The organism is Candidatus Krumholzibacteriia bacterium, from assembly GCA_035268685.1.
GTDB lineage: Bacteria > Krumholzibacteriota > Krumholzibacteriia > JAJRXK01 > JAJRXK01 > JAJRXK01.
The window spans coordinates 36,358-56,552 of the sequence record DATFKK010000122.1 but is presented as its reverse complement, the minus strand read 5'-3'; the positions used below and the strand labels follow the sequence as shown (position 1 = coordinate 56,552).

The following is a 20,195-nucleotide window of genomic DNA, read 5'->3' as shown; positions in this document are numbered from 1 at the left end:
ACTCGATTGTACTCACGCAGGTTCCCGAGGAAGCCCGTGGTGTCGGCCGGGATCGACGCCACGTTGCCCGCGGTGTCGGTCGCTTCGACGAAGTAGCGGATCACGTCCCCGGGGTAGAACATGGCCGGCTCGTCGGTCTGGTGCGGTGCATTCGCGTTGGCCGGCCCGTCGTGTGGGAGATCGAAGAAGAACTTGTCCGGAACGGCGACGCCGCCCGCGGTCCGGGCGCTGTCCCCCTGGACGGTACCCATGTACCGGGTCCAGCCACGTGCTCCCGGCCCCATGTTCGTGGCGTCGGGTGGGATCTGCCGAGCGGTGTCGAAGAAGGGATTCGCCTCGAGCACCCAGCGGAGCACCGGGGTCGTCTGCAGAGCGGTACCCGGGATCGAAGCCGTCGCGTCGACCACGATCGAGTCCCCCGGCACGATGGAACTGCCCACCGGGTTGACGTCGAGTGCCATGTCCATGCGCACCGACAGCGCGGACGGATCGGTGAGGTCGATGCTGCCCTCGTTGGGGAAACCGTCGTTGAAGAGTTCGATCTCACGGGCCGCGAACGCCGGACCGGGGGAGTCGTAGCGCCACACGCTCACGTTGTCGAAGGCGGGCGACGGGGTGGCGTCGCTGCCCGGGAAGCCGAAGGCGTCGGCGAGATCGGCCATTCCGAGTGCGAGTTGCACCTTCTCCGGGTCGGTCTGCAGGAGGTCGGTCACGTCGAACTGGGTGTTCAGGTAGGTCCCGCCGCCGTCGCCGAAGTACACGAAGCCACGGTCCTGCCAGGGGCTCCAGTCCCCCTCGGCCAGACTGCGCACCCGCCAGGTCCAGAAGATCCCGTTGGGGAGGGGCAGGTGCTGCCACACCGTGAAGCGGATCAGCGCGCCGCCGCGCAGGGCGTCGTCCTCCGTCGTCGTGGTGTCGTCCCACGCGATCTCGGGCGACCACCACTCGTTCGAGACCGGGACCAGCCCGTTGCTGACGCCACCGGTGTAGTTCACGGTGAATCCACCGATCACGCCGTAGGTCCAGTTCGGCGACGTGCTGCCCCCGGTGCTCTCGGTCGGAGAGTTGGCCGGCGGCGTGCCGTCGTCGATGAACGAGAGCATGGGGCTGAGGTTCTGCCGGCAGGGATCGATGTCGCGGAGTTGGATCAGGACCTTGGCGAAGTCGCCCGCGAAGGCACCGGCGACCGGATTCCACCCCTCGGTGTCGTCCACGCCCGGGCTCAGGGACTCGAAGGTCGCGAGGCCGTCGTCGCCCTCGTTCGAGACCACGGCCCCGTTGAAGCTCACCTCGATGTTGTCCACCTGTGCCGCGCCCCGGGAGACGTACAGACCGTCCTCGTCACTGAAGGCGACGTCGCTGAACACGCGCAGGCGCAGCCGGACGTCGGTGCCGCTCGGGCCCGTGTACATCAACGGTGTGAAGGTCACCGTCCGGTCGAAGGAGACCGCCGACACGAACTCGTTCTGTTCGTTCTTGTTCGAGCCGGTGAAGGTGTCCATGGGGACCCAGACGCCGGCCGAGTCGTATTCGACGAGGAAGAAGTCGTACCCGGGTTCGAGGTCGTAGTTGAACGTGAAGGTCAGGCGGACGTCCGTGTTGATCGTGGGATTCGCCTGTGCACTCCACAGAAGCCCGTCGTTCCAGTTGTTGCCGTAGCCCGGTGCGGTCTGGAAGCCCGGCGTGCCCGCGGGGATGCCCGACCACATCGCACGATTGCCCGTCGTGGCGTCGAGGTTCTCGGCGTTGAACGTGGAGATGTTCCAGAAAGAAGGTTGCTCGGTCAGGTCGACACCCGTCCAGCCCTGCTCCTTCGGGAACAGGATGAAGTCCTGGAATTGTCCTTCGGGTAGGCGATCGTTCGAGCCGTCACTCCGCACTCCACCATAGATGTTGAAGGAGTCGGTCACGGCCTTGCTCAGGCCGAGTCGGGGTCCGCCGTGGTGCACGGCGTCCGCGCCGGGGACGACGATCCGGGACTCGGGGCGCGCCTGCTCGCCGGGGACGGCGGGCCGAGCGGAAGAGGACGTGGGGGCAGCCGTGGCGGTCACGATCACGGCCAGCGCGGTGAGAAGGGGCAAGAGCCCCTGGCGATTGGTCATCCTCTCGGGTCCTCCTGGATGTCGAACTGGGGGATGCGAGCCCCCGCCGATCGAGGGTCGAGCTCTGGTCGTACGGGCGGGGCGACGGCCGGGCCGAGGGCACGAGTGCCTTTGGATATGCCGTCTCCGGAGTCCGTCGAGTGTAGCCAGTCGCGAGGCCCGGTGTAAAGGCACCCGGTTCCAGGGGGGCAGAGGCTCCGGTTTGCGGCCCCCCGCTCGCGGGCCGGTGGAGGCCCGGGGCACTCCCGGGAACGACGAGGACGAACGAACCGCGAAGAGACCGTGGCATGTGCTTTGCGTTGTCGCGCGGTGGATCCTGGGCCACGAGGCGACAGGGCCGGGGGAACCCGACACAACGTCTCGGATCGCGCTCGGGAGCTGCCCGACTTCGTGCAGGACACCCGTCTCCCGGGACTCGGCGATGAAGAATGCACTTCGTGCTCTGGCCACCGGCCTTCTTTCTGCAACGTGCCTCCTGATCTCGGCGACCGACGCCCTGGCCTTCGAGCGGCTCGAGATCACGGTTCTCAATCCCCAGATCGTCGAAGGGCGCCCTGCCGCGACCGTGGGGGTGCCGTTCAGTGTGCGGGTGCGGGCGGTGAATGCCGACGGCACGACCGACACGAACGCCGACTTCATCAACGCGCAGCTCTCCGCCGACGTGCCGGCGAGTCTTCCCGCCGCGCAGTACCTGCTCAACGGCGAGCGACAGTTCGACGACGTGATCATCCAGGCCGAGGGCACGCCGGTCCGTCTGCGTGTGCGCGACCTGAACGACGTCTCGGTCCCGCAGGCCGAGATCGAGCTCAACGCCTACGACGCGGTGACCTCGTTCACCGTGACCGTTCCCACGGGCGAGAAGCGCGTGGGCGAGGCCATCGACGTCACCGTGCAGGCGCGCGACTCCGAGGGCGATCCGGTCATGAACTTCCGCGACGACGTCCTGCTCGACGCGGCGGTCGGGAACTTCGACTCGGGCCCGCAGATCACGCTGCAGGGAAGCGCCTTCGCGCTGGGCGAGGCCTCGACCCAGGTGGTCTTCCTGGGGACCGACCCCAACACGCGCGAGAACACGCTGACCGTCGCCAACACGCGCACGTATCCGGGTCAGATGTCCGTGGCCACGGGCAGTGCGGTCGTCACCCCGCTGCGGCCCCAGGACCTGGCCACCGTCGTCCTGTTGCTCCCCGGGGAGGTGCTCACGCCAGGCGTGAGTCCGGGGAAGTCGGGCATGCCCCTGGCGCAGGTCTCGGGCAATGCCTTCGACGGGGTGACGGTGTGGGCCACCGACCAGTACTGGAACCCGGTGGAACCGGGGAGCTATCCCACCCTTTCGTGGAGCTCCGACGATCCGGCCGCCGGCGTGGTCCTGCCTCCGGGTGGGCCCATGGTCAGCAACGTGGACCTCGACGAGAGCGTGCGATTGTTCACCGCCGGCACGCGACGGGTCACGGTCACCGCCAGCGGGCCGATCAGCGCGAGCAGCGAGAGCAACGTACTGGTCAATCCCGAGGGCCTCGACCACTTCGTCTTCGACTACGCGATCTGGGACACCACACGCGTCCAGGTGACGACCATTCCCTTCCAGATCCGTGTCCGCGCCGAGGACAGCAGCGACAACCTGTTCCCCTTCAACGGTCAGGTGACCGTTCGCGCGAAGATCGGCGAGGAGAACCCCGACTGGATCCTGATCGACGACGCGACCTTCGAGAACGGCTACTTGAACACCAGTGTCCAGGTCACGAGGCGCGCCTTCAGCGCACAGATCGTGATCGACAGCAACGGCGGTGTGGTCGAACGCAGCGCGACCTTCCAGGTCAATGCCGGCCCCCTCGACCGCGTGCTCTTCGAGATGCCGGGTGAAGAATGGGAGCGGGGCCGCAACGACGAGAACTTCAGCGGCCTGAACGGCGAGCCGCTGCCGGTGGTCGCCGGTCAGGAGATCGACGTCCTCGTCATTCCCGTGGACAAGTACGCCAATCTGGTGCCCGGGCAGCGCAACGTGACCGTCGGGTCGCCCACCGGATACTTCGAACTGCCCGACCATCCGAACAACACGGTCACCCTGAACAACCCCACCTCGGTCCGCGCGGTGCTACGGACGGCGGGGCCGCAGAACCTGGCGGGAACGGCGAGCGGCGTCGACGCCCATCTGTCGTCGACGGTGAACGTGTCGCCGGCTCCCTACGCGCGGATGGTGGTGGAGGCACCGGGCGAGAACCTCGACCCGGGGATCTTCGACACGATCGAGAACGACGGGAAGACGGGCACGCCGCAGGTGCAGGATGCGGGCGTACCCTTCGACGTGACGGTCTACCCGACCGACTCGTTCTGGAACCCGATCACCGATCTCGACGCCGCGCTGCCGATCAGCGCCTCGTTCAGCAGCAGTGACGCCGCGGCGGCGTTGCCGGTGTCACCGCAGTCGCTGAACAGCAATCAGGCCGAGTTCGCAGTCACGCTGGTGACGCTGGCCGACCCGAACCAGCAGACCGTGCGTATCGACGACGACGACAGCGGGGTGTTCGGTCTGACCACGATCCCCGTCAAGGCGGGGACCATCGACCACTTCGACATCGGAATCAACAGTCGCACGAATCCCACGCCGAACGACGGGCTCGATCCCATTCCCGACCACCAGGCGGGTTCGTACCTGCCCAACGTGACCGTGGTCGCGCGGGACCAGTTCAACAATCACATCGACGCGTACACCGATTCGGTGACGATCTCGGTCAGTCTCGGCGACGGACTCCTGCAGCCGGTCCGGGTGAGCATGGCCGACGGCTTCGGCGCCGGCGACTACCAGGGCGTGTGGCGCGGTCCGATCCGGATCACGCGCGCGGGACAGGACGTCCGGCTGTTCGCCCGCGAGGACGTCTTCGCCAGCACCGACAGCAGCAACACCTTCGACGTGTTCCCGGGGACCTACGAGGACCTCGTCGTGCTCCTGCCCGGCGAGACGCACACGCCGGGCATCACTCCGGGGAAGGTCGGGACTCCGCTGCCGGTGATGGCCGGAGACCCGGTCGTGGCGCGCGTGATCGCCACCGACGAGTGGTGGAATCCGGTGGCTGCGTCGCCCACCGTGCACTTCGAGAGCTCCGACTTCTTCCAGATGATCTCGGCCAACGATCAGGCACTGGATCCGGCCGGCGACAAGGACTTCGATCTCCTGTTCCGGACGGCCTCCGATCAGACCCTGGCCGTCAGCGACCTCATCACGCCGACCCGCAACGACGCGTCGACGGTGAGCGTGCAGCCGGGGCCCTTCGAGCGGCTCATGGTCATTGCGCCGGGCGAGGTCCCGAATCCCGGTGGTCCGGAGTCCGACGGAAAAACGGGGAGCCCGGCTCCGCAGACGGCCAGTGTGGAGTTCGACTTCCGCGTGCGCTCCGTCGATCGCTTCTGGAACCTGGTGGACAATTCCACCGACCGGATCTCGATCGCCAGTGACGACAACTCACTGTCCGAGACCAACCCCGTGAACAACGGCCAATCGCTCGTCAACGGCGAGATCACCTTCCCGGTCTTCCTGATCAACCCGGGCTACGTGAACCTCAACGCGGTCACGCTGGACAACGTCGATGTCCAGGGGCAGTCGGTGACCGTCCCGGTGGAGCAGGGCGCGACCTACCGGATCACCACCCCGCCCACGGCGCAGGTCGGTCCGCCACAGGTCTTCCCCACCTTCGAGATCGCCCTCGTCGACACGAACGGTGTGCCGCTGGCCGCGGCCAACAACCTGGTCACGATGCGCGCCCTGAAGAGCAACCTGGAGCCCGCGACGGCGCAGTTGTTCGTGACCCAGGCCCAGCTCGAGAACGGATCGGTGTCGGTGCCGAACCAGGCCTACGACACGGTCGAGGACATCATCATCGAGATCAGCGACGCATCGGGGCGTCTCGCCTACTCGAACGTGATCCGCATGCAGCCCAACGGGCTGGAGTACGTGGTCACGATGGATGCCGAGCAGACACCACGCGTCGGTCCGCCCGCCACCTTCCCGGTCAGCGTGCGTCTCCAGGACGTCGAGACCAAGACCCGGGTGGAACAGGACCGACCGATCTCCGTCGACGTCTACGACGCCCTGGGGCAACCGGGAGCCGGTGTGTTGGGCACGACGACCCAACGCCTCGATCGCGGCACGATCAACTTCGAGCAGAGCTATACCCGCGCGGAGAACGTCTACCTGACCGTGACCGATTCCACGGGGCTCGGCGGATCGAGTCCGATCTTCGCTCTGCGGTCGGACGGTTACAAGCGTCTGCAGGTCGTCGCCCCGGGTGAAGTGGTGGAACCGGGCGTGTCGCTGTACGAGGACACGGGCAAGAGTGGAGCCCCCGACGCTCACCGCAGCGGTCAGCCCTTCCCGATCACCGTACGCGCGGTTGACCAGTACTGGAACCTGGCCGACACGACGAACGTCGGCGATCTGCGGCTCGTCGCCAGCGACAACAGCTTCGCCCTGCCGAACAATCCCGACGTCAACAACGTGCCCTTCGTCAGCGGCAAGCGCACGTTCACCGGATTCCTGACGGATCCGGGGACGGTCGAGGTCACGATCTACGACGAGGCCGACGTCACGCGCCCCGCGCAGATGGTGCCGGTGCCGGTGGAGCCGCCCTACGTCTACGCGATCGAGGCCGACCCCACGGCGTCGACGGGGGCGCCGTTCCGCGTGACCGTACGTCTGATCGATCCGGTCACCGGCAACGTCGTACCGACCGCCCAGACACGGTTCTACCTGACGGCTCTCCTGCCTTCGGGGGCGGTGGCGAACGGTGGGCTCGGGGTACAGGCGGGCCAGCTCGTGAACGGCGTGCAGGTGATCGCCGACCAGACCTACGACACCGTCGAGGACTTCCGGATCCGCGTGAGTGACGACTTCGGGCGCGAAGCCGTGAGCGACGTGATCCGGATGAACACCGGCGGGCTGTACTTCCGGGTGACGCTGCCGGACACCGCCACCGTGGGTCCGCCCACGAGCTTCCAGGCCGACGTCGAACTGATCGACGGCAACACCGGGCAGGTGGTGGTGACGCAGGACCGTATGGTCCAGATGTCGATCCTCAGCGCCAGCACGGGTGTCGAGGGCACGGGCGAGCTCGGAGTACGTCAGGCGCAGCTCGAAGCGGGGCGCGTGACGGTGGCCCAGTCCTACACCCGGTCCGAGGACGTCTTCCTCTCGGTGAGCGACACGACCGGCGTCACCGGTCTGTCGAACGTCTGCGTGCTGCAGGCCGACGGGTACAAGCGTCTGCAGATCGTGGCGCCGGGTGAGACGGCCGTGCCCGGGTCGAACACTCCGACGGGCAAGATCGGCACCGTCGCCACGCAACAGGCGGAAGCGCCCTTCACGGTTCGCGTGCGCGCGGTCGACCAGTACTACAACCTGGTCGACGAGCTGGAGAGCGGCGAACTGCACCTGACTTCGTCGGGGAGCGGGCTGGATCTCGTGGATCCCGGTCTCGACGGCGCGGCCTTCGTCAACGGGAGCCGCGACTTCGAGGTCGTGCTCGGAGATCCCGGCGTGATCCCGGTCTTCGTGACCGATGCCACGAACTCGGCGGTCGGGACGGGCCGCGTGGACGTGCCTGTGAACGAAGCCGAGTACGAGATCGTGGTTCCCGATCCGGCGATCGTCACCGCGGGCCCACCGGCGACCTTCCCGGTCACGGTTCGCCTGGTGAACCCCGAGACCGGCGAGCGCATCAACGCGGGCAACGAGTTCAGCCTCCAGGCCCTGCGGCCCGATCGCAGTGCGGCGAGCGACCGTCTCGGAATCGAGACCGGAACGCTCACGGCGGGCGAATCGGTAATCGCGGGCCAGAGCTACGCGACGAGCGAGCAGATCGTGATCCGCGTGAGCGACGTTCGTGGTCGTGAGAGCTTCAGCGATCCGATCACGGTACAGCCGGTCGGCGTGACCTGGTCCTTCGACGTGCCCGACACCGTGGTCGCGGGCGAGCCCTGGACCATGTCGGTGAGCCGGATCGACATCGTGACCGGACAGCGGGTGACCATGGACGACCGCAGCTACACGTTGCGCGCGTTCAGCGGCAATCAGGCCCGCCCGGACACGATGCTCAGTCCGGCCGGCGTGCTCTGCGACACCCTCGGGACGACGGTCGAGGGGATCGACGAGATCGCGGGTCAGTGCTACGACCGCGCCGAGCCGATCTATCTGGAGCTCGAGGACCTGCAGGGCGATCGCGCCTTCAGCTCCGTCATCACCGTGATTCCCTCGGCCCCGCAGCTGATGTCGTTGCGTGCCGAGGAGGTTCCGGGTCGGCGTCTCGTCCGTGCGCTCCGACCCGACGAGACGGTGGGTCTGGTCACGCGTGTGACCGATCGTGCGGGCAACGCCATCGCCGATGCACCGGTGCGCTTCCGCGTCCTCGAGGGCGATGCGTGGTTGGGCACGGCACAGGCCGAGGCCTGGGACGCGACGACCGACGCCGCCGGCCTGGCGCGGGTGGACCTCACGACGCGACCCTTCGCGACCGACGACGTGCGGCTCGTGGCGGAGCTGTCGGCACTGTCGAGCAACGAACTGCTCGTCGAGGTGATCGGCCCTCCACGCACGGATCTCGTCTTCGATCCCCCGGCCACGGCCTACGGAGACGGCTGGCTGGTCTCGTCGGACACCCGCATCACGCTGGTTCCGCGGACCGAGGACCCACAGGGGATCCAGGCCGTGTTCGCCAACGTCGACGTGGGCGACCCGCCGGTGCCCCAGCAGATCTACACGGGTCCCTTCACGCTGGGAGAGCTCGGCGCAGGGGATCCCGGGCAGCACACGCTCCGATTCTTCGCCGAAGAGGTCTCCGGAGCGGTGGAGGAAGTGCGGACGGTCGAGTTGTACACGACCACCGCCATGACCACCGAGAAGCGCATCACCAACCGTCCGAATCCCTTCCGCGCCGGCGAAGAGCCGACGATCCTCCTGTTCCGGCCGACCAGTGACGGCACCGCGACGATCACCATCTACGACCTGTACGGCGGCGTGGTTCGCACCGCGCAGATGGCCGTACAGGCCGAGTCGACCGCCCAGTTCTCGTGGGACGGGCGCAATGGTGAGGGTCGGGTGGTGGCCAACGGCGGCTACATCTGTCGCATCCAGGGCGACGGCTACGACCTGCGGCGCAAGATCGCCGTGGTGAAGTGACGAGGTTCGACGCCATGCACCGCAGCCATACGCACCCGATCCTCACCATCCTGACGCTGGCGGCCCTCGTGTTCGCGGCGACGCCGCCGGTCCGCGCGGCCGACGACGCCGGCGCGCCCGGCGGCTTCCTGCGCTACGGCAGCAGTGCTCGCGCGCTCGGACTGGGCAACGCGGTCACCGCGCTGGCCGACGATGCGGCGTCCAGCTACTGGAACCCGGCCGGCTACGCGAGCCTGCGCACCATGGAGTTCACGGCCATGGGCGCCACGTTGTTCGAGGACACGCAGTACAGTTTCCTGACGCTCGGCCTCCCCACCGAGGGATACGGCAGCTTCGCGCTGACGGGCGCCTTCCTCCGCAGCGGCGGCTTCGAGAGGTCGACGCTGTACGAGGACCTGGGCGAGACCTTCGACGAGACGGCGGGCGCCTTCGGCCTGTCCTACGCCCGGGGCAGCGGTCGTCTGTCCTACGGCGTGCACCTGAAGTCGGTCACGCACTCACTCGCCGGCGCATCGGGCGGAGGCTTCGGCGCCGACGTCGGCGTGTACCTGCGCCCTCATCGCACCATCAGTCTGGGCTTCGCGGTCCAGAACGCCGTGCGGCCCGAGGTCACCCTCGACGAGCAGCCCGAGTCCTGGGCGCGCACCTTCCGGGCGGGGACGGCACTCCATCTGCTGCGCAACCGCTTCGTCGTGAGCACCGAGGTCGTCAAGACCGACGACATGGAAGCCGATCTGAAGGCCGGGATCGAGGCCTGGGCCGTGCGCAACTTCGCGCTCCGCGGAGGCTTCGACGCGGCGCGGGAACAGGGATCCTTCGGTGCCGCTTTCCGTTGGCAGAGCTGGCAGTTCGACTACGGCTACCTGACCCACGACCTCGGCGCGACGCACGTGCTCAGCGCCACCTTCCGCTTCGGCGTTCCCTACGGCGTCAAGATGAAGCGCGATCGGGCACGTTTCAGCCCCAGTGGCGACAAGCGCGACGTGACCTTCGACATCGACACCGCGGTGCGGGGCGAGGTCGAGGCCTGGACGCTCGAGATCCGCAACGAGCGCGACGAGGTCGTCCGTCGCCTGCGGGGCAACGGGAGCCCGCCCGAGGGCATCACCTGGGAGGGTGCCGACGAGGACGGCCGACTCGTGCCCGACGGCCGCTACACCGCCCGGATCACCGTTCTCGACGACATGACCCAGGAGTGGGACTTCGACGTGGGCGTCGACGTCCTCGGCTTCCGCGACCGCACCCGCTCGCCGATCCGCGTGGAGATCAGCGGCAGCGAGGCCGCCGAACGCTCGCCCCAGCGGCGAAAGGAAGATCGATGAACCGCGCCGCCCTCGTGTTCACGTTCCTTCTCACGGTGCTGCTCCCGGTGGTCGCCGTGGCCGACACCGAGCAGCGGGTTCCCTCGGAGGACGGCCTGTGGGAGTCCGCCGGCGAAGCCTTCGCCACTGGCAAGGACAAGTCGGCCGCAATGGCCCAGTACCGGCTCTTCGTCGACACCTACGGCAAGAGCGATCGAGCGGCCCGCGCGCAGTACATGCTCGGCGAGTGCTACTTCGCGGCCGGTGACTTCGAAGGGGCTCTTCGCGAGTACCGCAAGGTCGAGGACCGGCGTGGTCGGGACGACGTTATGAAGGCCGCCGTGTTGCTCCGCACCGCCGAGTGCCACTTCAACCTGGGACGCTTCGACGACGCGATCACCAGCTACCAGATGCTTCTCGACGACTACGAGGACAGCTTCCTCGTGGGCGAGGCCCTCTACGAGAGCGGTCTGGCGTACATCGCCGACGGAAACTGGCTGAAGCTCGAAGCGGCCTATCGAGAACTCCTCGAGACCCGGCCCGGGTACGAGCAGCGACCCCAGGTGAAGTTCGCCCTGGGTCTGTTCGCCTACCACGACGGGGACTTCGACCGCGCGCTCGAGTACTTCTCCGGCGTGCCGAGCGACCGGGGCCGGCTGTACTGGGGGCGGACGCTCGAGGAGATGGGTCAGTACATCCTGGCCATCCAGCGCTACCGGCAGGTCCTGCGCGAGCACCCCGAGAGTCCGCTGGTGGACGACGCGGCGTTCAGCATCGCCGAAGCCTTCTATCGGTCGGGTCAGAACTCGGTGGCCGTGCGCAGCTACCGGGGCTTCATCGAGGACCACCCCGACAGTCCCTTCGTTCCGAACGCCCGCTACAAGCTCGCGTGCGTGACCTACCGGTCGGGAGAGTACGACGAGAGCATCCGACAGCTCGAGGAAGTGGCGCGGGCCTTCCCCGACGATCTCGTGAGTGCCTACTCGCGCTACCTGATCGGCGATTGTCACATGCAGCTCGGTCGCAGCGCCGAGGCGATCTTCTCGTGGACCGACGTGGTCAAGCGCTTCGGACAGACCAAGGTCGCCTCGGCGGCCATGCACAAGATCGTCTACGCCTACGCCGAGGACGAGAACTTCGGCCAGGCCACGATCCTGGCCGACGAGTTCCTGCGGCGCTTTCCCGGCGACCCGCTGGCCGCACGGGTCCGGGTTCTGCAGGGCTTTGCACATCTCGAGCTCGGTGACCGCAAATCCGCAATCCGTTCGTTCCAGAACGTTCTCGACAAGCACGTGAACACCGACGTGGCAGAGCGGGCGCTCTTCCTCTCGGCACTGGCCTACCAGCAGGGGAGCCAGCCGGATCGTCTGATCACCAACTACAAGTTCATCGCGCAGAAGCTTCTGCCCACGCCGAGCCACTGGCGGGCCCGGACCTACTACCTGCTCGGCGAGGCCTACTACGAGCAGGGGCTCTATCGCGATTCCGCACAGATGTACCGTCTCGTCCTGAGCGGTTACCCGAAGAGCAACGTGGCCGCGTCGTCGTTGCAGGGTCTGGTGGCGAGCTACAGCCAGATCGGTGAGTACGACCTGGCCCTGGAGGAGCAGGAGCGATTCCTGCGGGCCCTGGCCAATGCGGACACCGAACAGGGAACGAACGCGCTGGCCGTGGGCTCGATCCACTTCAATCGGCGGGAATACGAGGACGCACTGCGGGAGTACCAGGAGTTCCTCGAGCGAAATCCAGACGCACCCGAGGCCGAGGTCGCCCTCGCCAACGCGGCGGACTGCTACTACCGGCTGCAGTACTACGAGCAGGCTGTCGACACCTGGAAGGAGCAGGTCCGCCGATTCCCCGACGGGGATCGTATGGCCCGGGCTCTGTACCGGATCGCCGATACGCAGTTCGGTCTGGGGGACTTCGCCGCCGCCCGTCAGAGCTATCGTCGTCTGCAGCAGCACGACGCCGACGGAGCGCACGCCGCCGACGCGGCCTTCGGCCTGGCCAACTGCGCCTACAACCTGGGCGAGGACGACGCGGCGATCGAGGCCTTCGAGCGCTTCGTGGCCGACTTCCCTCGGGATCCGCGCGTGGCCGACGCCGAGCTGGGCGTACAGTCGGCCTACTACCGCAGTGGCCGCGACATGAACGAGTATCTCGCGCGCAATCCCGACAGCGCAATGGCCGCCGATCTCCTGTGGAACGAAGGCCAGGACGCTTTCGCGGCCGGCGACTACGCGAGCGCGGCAGCGTCCTTCGAGCGCGTCACGCTCGACCACCCCGACAGCGAGAGTGCGGTGCAGGCGTTGTTCTATCTGGCCGAGAGCTACTACCGTCTCGATCAGAACGAACCGGCGCTGGCCGGGTTCCGGAACTTCGTGCTCACGCACCCCGACCACGACCTCGCCGAGTTGGCCCGGTTCCGCGCCGGGACCGTGCTGTACCGCCTCGAGCGTTTCGGTGAGGCGGCGCACGAGTACGAGGCTCTCCGCGATGCCTTCCCGGGTGGCGAGTACGCTCCGTTGGCTCTGTTCAACGGCGCGGTCTGCTACCAGCAGATCGAGGACTGGACCTCCGCGATCGCCACCTACCGTGAGTTCCTCGGCAACTACCCCGACCACGACAAGGCCCAGGGCCTGTGGCTCGAGGTCGCCGCGCTGCATCAGGACGAACTCGGGGCGTGGGACGAGGCGATCGAGACCTACGAGACGGCCCTCGCCGCCGGTCACGGCAGCGAGAGCGAGATCCGCTACCGCCAGGGCGAATGTCACCTGAAAGCGGACCGGATCGACCGGGCCATCGACAGCTTCGCGCAAGCCGCCTCGGGTGGAGGTGACGATCCCTTCGCGATCGCCGGCCTGGCCGAGATGGGCGAGCTGCACGAGGACCGCGGCGAGTGGCAGGCCGCTCTGTCCGCCTACGAGCGGATCCTCACGAAGGCCACGAATCCGGAGTGGACGGCCATGGCGCAGACCCGCGTCGAGGCCCTCCAGCAGATGCAGGCGGCCGGTCGCTGATCGGCCACAGGGAGGATGCAACCACCATGTTCGGTGACATGTCCATCGTCGACCTCTTCATCGCGTCGCCCACGATGCTGGTGTTGCTGGTCTGCTCGATCGTGACCCTGGGCTTCGCCCTCGAGCGGGCCCTCTACTTCGCGCAGAGCCGCGCGAACAGTCGTGATCTCCTGAAGAAGATCGCGAACAAGATCCAGGCGGCCAACCTGGCCGGTGCCGTGGACGTGGCGAAGAAGGACAAGAGCGCCGCCGGCCGCGTCCTCGCCCAGGGCCTGGCCCACGCCGGCCTCGGGCGTACCCAGCTCACCGAGCGGATGAACACCGCGATCGAGGTCGAGCAGGTCGAGATGGAACGCAACCTAGGCGTGCTCGGGACGATGTCGAACATCGCTCCGCTGCTGGGTCTGTTCGGGACCGTGGTCGGGATCATCCGCGCCTTCGCCGCGATCGCGCGCACGGGCAGCGGGGGGAGCCAGGTCGTCGCCATGGGCGTGTCCGAGGCGCTCATGACCACCGCGGCCGGGATCATCGTCGCGGTCATCGCCACCGTCTGCTTCAACGTCTTCGTCCGCAAGATCCGCACGCGTGTGGTCGATCTCGAGGACGCGCGCGAGGAGCTGCTGGTGCATCTGGCCGCCGCCGCCGGCAACACGCGCCGGTCCGCACCCCGATCGACCTCGAACTCCACGACGCCGTCGCAGCAGGAGCCGGTTCCGGCCGGGTTCCTGAGCTGAAGGCCCCGGATCCAAGGATCGTGAGGAATCGCCCATGAGTAGGCACGCCATCGGTACCGACGGCATCACGGACGCGAACATCACGCCGTTGGCCGACGTGACGACCACTCTGATCGTGGTCTTCCTCGTCACGCTGCCCACGCTGCTGTGGAGCGGGATCGAGGTGCAGAGCAAGCCGGTGGAGAAGGGCAACCCCACCGTCGTGCACCAGCCCGCCAGCGAGCGCGTCGGATTGCTGACGGTGGCCGTGCACCCCGACGGCATCAAGGTCAACGACGAGCCCGTCGCCCTCGATCAGCTCGAGGCCACGCTCACGCAGAAGCTGGCCGCGCGCGAGAAGCGTACGGTGGTCGTGGTACCCGACGACCGGGTCCGCCTTGGCCAGGTCGTGACGGTGCTGGACATCGCCAAGGCGAGTGGCGCGAGCGACCTCGCCCTGCTCAACCTGCAGGAGGGTCGCTGATGGGTATGCGAAAGCGCCGCGGCCCCCGTGAAGAGTCGAAGACCGACGTGATCCCGGTGATCAACGTCTCGCTGGTCGTCGTCCTCACGCTCATGATCATCTCCCCGAAGCTCGACCAGGGAGCCGTCGACGTGAACCTCCCCACGGCGCGGGCGGTCGAGAACGAGGACGAGAACAAGATCGAGATCTCCTGCACGCTCGATCCCGAGACGGATCGCATCGACGAGATCTATTTCTCGGACGTGCCGATCGCGCTCGCCGAGGTGCAGCCGCTGATGGAGGACCTGCTCCTCGAGACTCCGACCGCGATCGCCGTGGTGCGCGCCGACCAGGACCTGCCCTACGGCGAGGTCGAGAAGGTCATCGCCGAGATCGAAAAGGCGAAGCCGCGTGAGATCTCGCTGGCCACCTCGCCCGAAGACGAGAACGAGGGAGGCTCGCCATGATGCGGGCCGCCGTCGATCGCAGCCGCTCCACGCGTGGCGGCCTGGCCACGAGCATGGTCGTGCACGCGGCACTGCTGCTGCTCGTCGCCCTGGGGCTGCACAACGCGGGGAAGATGCCGGAGGTGGCTGCGGAGCTGACCAAGATCAGCTACATCGAGGCGCACCTCGGGGACGACATCGAGGAGAAGGTCGCGTTGAAGACCCTGGCCAAGCGGACGCCGCCCTCGATCGATCCCGGGCAGGGTATCTCGACGCGATCGGCCGAGAAACCGGATCCACCGGAGCCGACGCCCGCGGCGCCGAAGACCGACCCGGTCCGCTCGCGGGCCGAGGTCGCCGAGGTCGAGCCCGACCTGCCGCAGCCGAGCGCGATTCAGACTCGGGAGGTCGAGGTCGAGCCGAAGCTCGAGAGCCGCGACGACGATCTCGCCCGCGCACTCGACGTGCCGCAGACCCGCGGCCGGGCCACGCAGGAGGCGGCCGACACGAGCGCTCCCGAACTGACGTCGCGCTCGGGTCCGGCGCCGGATCTCGATCGCACCGGTGGAGAGCTCCAGAGCCGGCGGGCGACCCTCGACGTCGTCGGAGGAGACATCGATCCGTCGACGGAGTCGTCGCGGCGGGGCGGCGGCGCCATCGCCGACGCGGGGTCCTCGGCAGTCCCCGGCGGCGGCGACTTGCGCAGCCGATCCCGAGACAGCGCGGATTATCGCGCTCCGGGTCGGTCGTTGACGCCCTCGCGCGGGTCGCGCGGAATCGCCGAGGGTGGAGGGGACGACATCGCTCCGCCGTCGCGCGGATCCTCGGAGAACGGTGGTCGTCGCACGATCCTGGACTACGGGACCGGCGGTGGGGGCGGGGGATTGCGCTCCCGTGGTGGTATCGCGCCCGCACCCGACCGCTCCGTGGAGACGGACCGTGCGGCGCCGGCCGAGACCGGCATCGCCGAAGCCACACCGAAGAAGATCGACAAGAACGGCATGGGCATGACCATCACCGGTCAGATCGCCGGCCGTGACATCGTGAAGGTCGTTTCGCCGGAGTACACGGCGAAGGCCCGGCGCATGGGCTGGGAGGGCGTGGTCGCCGTGCACTTCACGGTACTGCCCGACGGGCGCGTGAAGGATTCCACGCGCATCCAGCAGATGTCGGCGCACTCCGACCTGAACCAGGCCGCACTGTCGGCCATCGAGGAATTCCGATTCGCTCCCCTCGACGCGGGCGCGGCCCAGGTCGAGCAGTGGGGCGTGATCACCTTCGTGTTCCGTCTGAAGTGAGGACGATCATGTTCGGCCGTCTGCTTGTGGTGATCCTGCTGTTGTCCGGTCCGTTCGCCTACGCGCAGGAGACCGTCGAGGCCGGGGAATCCGGTGAGACCTTCACGGCGGAGGGCGAGTCGGGTGCGGTGCTCGACGACGTCGTGGTCGAGGCCCAGAACGAGGTCCGGCAGGACGTCGAGAAGCAGGGCTACGAGTTCGAACTCAGTGCCGCGATGATCGACTCGTTCCTGAGCGAGGCCGACGAGGCGGCGCTGGAGATGAGCCCGGTGAGCGGCCTCAAGCCGCATCTGAACAACATCGAGGACCTCGCCAGCGACCAGACGCCGCACTACTGGCTGCCCGAGGTCGTGAGCACGCCCGTGGCCCGTTTCTACCCCGAGCCCGAACCGGGTCACGACCTCGAGGAATGGAAGCTGGTGATCACCGACTTCCGCGGGGCACCCTTCCGGACCTTCGAGGGCGGCGACGACGTTCCCGACGAACTCGTGTGGGACGGTTTCGGCGACGACGGCAGCATGCTTCGCCCCGGTTACCCCTACAGCTACGTCTTCACCCAGAAGGACGAGGGCACCAACACCTACAACCATGCAGGTGTGAGTTTCCGCGTACCGGCCCTGCGCTATCCGCGTGGGGACGATCTGGTGCTCGAGTTCAGCGGGGGCGAACTGTTCCAGCGGCACGAATCGCGCCTGCGGATCGGTGGCGAGGATTGGCTCACGCATGCCGCGGACGTGGTCCGTGCCCATCCGTACTCGCCGGTGAGGGTCGAGGTCGAGGCCGAGGAGCTCGCTCTGGCCGAGAAGAGGTCCACCGCCGTGGCGCACTTCCTCGCCGACGCCATGCAGTTGCCCCGTGAGCAGGTCGAGATCGACTTCGTCCAGAGGTCGGACCTGCGCGCCGAGCTCGACGGTCACGTGCGTGTGGTGATCCTCCACGCGGACTGAGCCGTTCCCGCGACTCCGTCGCGGGCGGGCGCGATCGCAGCGAAGGGTTCGCACGGTTGCCCTTCGCTGCGGCGCGTCGGATCAGGGACGCAGCGTCCCCTCCATTTCGGCCAGGACATAGGCCATGACCGCCATCGCCGCGGTGTTCTTCTGCATGTCCGTGAGGTCGATCTTGTCGAAGGTGTCGGCCTCGGTGTGGTGGATCACGAAGTACTCGCTGGTGTCGTGGTGCAGACCGAGGGCGGGAACGCCGCGTGCCGCCAGTGGGCCAACGTCGGCACCGGAACCGGCGGCGAAGACCGAGTCGGCACCGGTCGTGGCGAGCAGATCGGCGATGTCCCGGGTCACGGCCATCATGCGATCCCGGCCGGCTTCGAAGGCCTCACCGCCGTCCTCGGCCGAATCGAAGCCCATGACCGCAGGACGGAAGTCGAAACGGAAACCCTGCACCAGGCCGTTCCCGCTGTCGGACTCGATGGCGGCGACGTGCCGGTCGAGTTCGTCGGTGTGGGCGTCGCGATAGGCGCGCGCGCCCCGGAGGCCGTTCTCCTCATTGGTCCACAGGACGATCCGCACCGTGCGACGGGGGATCAGACCGGTCTCGAGCATGAGCCGCGCGGCGTCGACGGCGATCAGACACCCCACCCCGTCGTCCTGGGCCCCGGTGCCCACGTCCCAGCTGTCGAGGTGGCCGCCGATGACGACCACCTCTTCGGGTGTCTCGCGCCCGACCACCTCGGCGACCAGATTGTGCGACAAGCCGTCGGGTTCGTTGCGCGCGGACATCTGCAGGCGGACGACGACCCGGTTCCCGGAGTCGGCCAGGCGGGCGATCATGTCCGAGTCCTCGGTCGCGATCGCCGCGGCCGGAATGCGCGGCGTGTCGTCGCGGTAGCGCATGGTTCCGGTGTGCGGAGTGCGGAGTCCCGGTGGGCCGATCGAACGGACCAGCGCGGCGACGGCCCCGCGCTGCGCGGCGGCGATCGCGCCCTGGGTGCGGTACGGGACGGTCCGCCCGTAGCCGCGGTAGGGTGCGTCGAAGAGCACGATCCGGCCGCTGACGTCGGACACGCTCAGCGCTTCGAGTTCGTCGAAGTCCTCGACCACGACGACCTCGCCGGTCAGGCCGCCGGACGGCGTTCCCACGCTCATGCCCAGACCGAGCATCGGCACTTCGAGTTCCATGGGCTCGAGCAGCGTCAGGCTCTCGTCACCACGGATCCAGACGGGGACCTGGACGGGTTCCTTGCGTACGTTCTGGAACCCCATCGAGCGGAGCTCGCCGGCCATCCAGTCGATGGCCCGCTCCAGCCGTTCGCTCCCGCTCAGCCGGTGACCGTGCTCGTCGCACAGGCGCGCCAGGGTCTCGTAGCCCACATCGGATCGCAGGGCCGCCTCGCGGAGCGTCGCGGCGTCGGCTCGGATCCGTGCGGGCAGCCCGGACTCGTCCGTCGCAGACTCCGGGGCGCCCCCGCAGGCCGTGAGCCACAGCAGCAGGGGAACGATCGCCGCCAGGTGGGCAGCACGGAGGGAGGGGACCGCCACGCGGCGGTGCGCACACTGGGACACGGACACGGCTCCTCGGTCGACGTCGATGGGCGCGAGGGAGGTGGTCGCGCGAGTGGCGACCGGAGCCGCGGAGGATATCAGAGCGAACGATTCCTGTCTGCGGCCGGCTCCGACCAGAGGACCGGTTCCAGGGACGCCCACAGGTAGAGACTGGCCAGCCCTCGCCAGGGACGCCAACGCTCGGCCCGGGCGATCATGGCCGGCGCGTGGGGCGCCGCCGCGTGGCCGTCGAGTTCCTGGACGGCGCGCCGCAGCCCGAGGTCTCCGGTGGCCCAGACGTCGGCCCGTCCGAGCCCGAACAGGAGGAACATCTCGACCGACCAGGGCCCGAACCCCCGGACGGCTCCCAGGCGTTCGGTGATCTCGTCGTCGGGCAGACGCCAGAGCTGATCGGTTCGCAGTCGACCCGACCGCACGTGCTCGACGAGGTCGCGCAGGGCCGCCGTCTTCTGACGGCTGAGGCCGGCCCCGCGCAGAGCGGCGTCGTCCAGGCCGTGCAGCCGATCGGCCCGCAACCGGCCACCGGCCGTGCGGCGGAGCCGCTCCGCGATGGTGGCCGCCGCCTTCACCGAGAGCTGCTGATCGATCACGATGCGGCACAGGCGCTCGAAGACGGGCACCCGGCGCCGCGGCCACACGTCGCCGAAACGCTCCACGAGATCGCCCAGGGCGGGATCGGCATCGCGTAGGACGGCGCGTCCCCGACGGCGCTGGTCCGGATCGTGCAAGGTGTTCGGTGTGGATCGCTGGGGCACGGGTTCCTCCCGGTTCGTGGGGCCGGCGATTTGCGACGTTGCCAAATTCGGCCGGTTGCTGTAGGTCTTTGAGTTAGCGCGAGGCGACTCGGTCGCCACGCTCTCGAATCCCGCGGCACAGCACCGGGGACTGCCCCATGCGGGACGAACCCGACCATCTCCGGGTTCGCGCCCGAGTCGACCCCCGGCCACCAGCGGGTCCGATCGTTCCGGCCACAGTATCTCATTCGGTTCGTCCGAACGGATCCCAACCGGAAGCGGTCGAGGACGCGCCACGACGGCGCATCGATCACGTCGGCTTCTCCTTCGCTCGTTCGTCTCCCGACACCGGGGAACCGGTCCGTCGATCCGGAACGAAGAAGCACTCGTGATCGCTCTCGATGCCCCGCACGGCGGAGCAGGTATTCACGATC

11 protein-coding genes are annotated in these 20,195 nt (G+C 68.1%); 8 read left to right on the top strand and 3 right to left on the bottom strand.

Annotated elements, in window-relative coordinates; genetic code table 11:
* On the bottom strand, positions 1 to 2,102 hold a 2,102-nt coding region (locus VKA86_11875), incomplete at its 3' end, for a hypothetical protein (GenBank protein ID HKK71910.1).
* Between the two features lie 421 nt (positions 2,103 to 2,523).
* On the opposite strand from VKA86_11875, the gene VKA86_11870 reads away from it, so the two are divergent.
* The 8 genes from VKA86_11870 to VKA86_11835 are packed head-to-tail and all read left to right on the top strand — an operon-like array spanning position 2,524 to position 17,458.
* Positions 2,524 to 9,270, top strand: coding sequence for a FlgD immunoglobulin-like domain containing protein (locus tag VKA86_11870; GenBank protein HKK71909.1), 6,747 nt, complete (start codon positions 2,524 to 2,526; stop codon positions 9,268 to 9,270).
* A gap of 14 nt (positions 9,271 to 9,284) precedes the next feature.
* A complete protein-coding gene (locus VKA86_11865) occupies positions 9,285 to 10,592 on the top strand; it encodes a PorV/PorQ family protein (protein HKK71908.1) in 1,308 nt (435 codons plus the stop codon).
* A complete protein-coding gene (locus VKA86_11860; GenBank protein ID HKK71907.1) occupies positions 10,589 to 13,591 on the top strand; it encodes a tetratricopeptide repeat protein in 3,003 nt (1,000 codons plus the stop codon). The genes VKA86_11865 and VKA86_11860 overlap by 4 nt, the downstream gene beginning before the upstream one ends.
* 26 nt (positions 13,592 to 13,617) lie before the next feature.
* A complete protein-coding gene (locus tag VKA86_11855) occupies positions 13,618 to 14,325 on the top strand; it encodes a MotA/TolQ/ExbB proton channel family protein (protein HKK71906.1) in 708 nt (235 codons plus the stop codon).
* A 34-nt stretch (positions 14,326 to 14,359) separates the two neighbouring features.
* Entirely contained in the window at positions 14,360 to 14,788 is a 429-nt protein-coding gene (locus tag VKA86_11850) for a biopolymer transporter ExbD (GenBank protein ID HKK71905.1), read from the top strand.
* Positions 14,788 to 15,234 carry a biopolymer transporter ExbD gene (locus tag VKA86_11845; GenBank protein ID HKK71904.1) on the top strand — a complete coding sequence of 149 codons (447 nt, stop codon included), beginning with the start codon at positions 14,788 to 14,790 and terminating at the stop codon, positions 15,232 to 15,234. Before VKA86_11850 ends, VKA86_11845 begins: the two co-directional genes overlap by 1 nt.
* Positions 15,231 to 16,511, top strand: a complete 1,281-nt coding sequence (locus VKA86_11840; protein ID HKK71903.1) for a TonB family protein — start codon at positions 15,231 to 15,233, stop codon at positions 16,509 to 16,511. Before VKA86_11845 ends, VKA86_11840 begins: the two co-directional genes overlap by 4 nt.
* An 8-nt stretch (positions 16,512 to 16,519) precedes the next feature.
* Complete coding sequence (locus VKA86_11835; protein ID HKK71902.1) at positions 16,520 to 17,458, top strand: hypothetical protein; 939 nt, start codon at positions 16,520 to 16,522, stop codon at positions 17,456 to 17,458.
* An 81-nt stretch (positions 17,459 to 17,539) separates the two neighbouring features.
* Here the strand turns inward: VKA86_11835 and VKA86_11830 are convergent, their stop codons facing one another.
* Positions 17,540 to 19,033, bottom strand: coding sequence for a M20/M25/M40 family metallo-hydrolase (locus tag VKA86_11830; protein HKK71901.1), 1,494 nt, complete (start codon positions 19,031 to 19,033; stop codon positions 17,540 to 17,542).
* A 71-nt stretch (positions 19,034 to 19,104) separates the two neighbouring features.
* A complete protein-coding gene (locus VKA86_11825; GenBank protein HKK71900.1) occupies positions 19,105 to 19,782 on the bottom strand; it encodes a DNA-3-methyladenine glycosylase 2 family protein in 678 nt (225 codons plus the stop codon).
* Between the last annotated feature and the right edge of the window lie 413 nt (positions 19,783 to 20,195).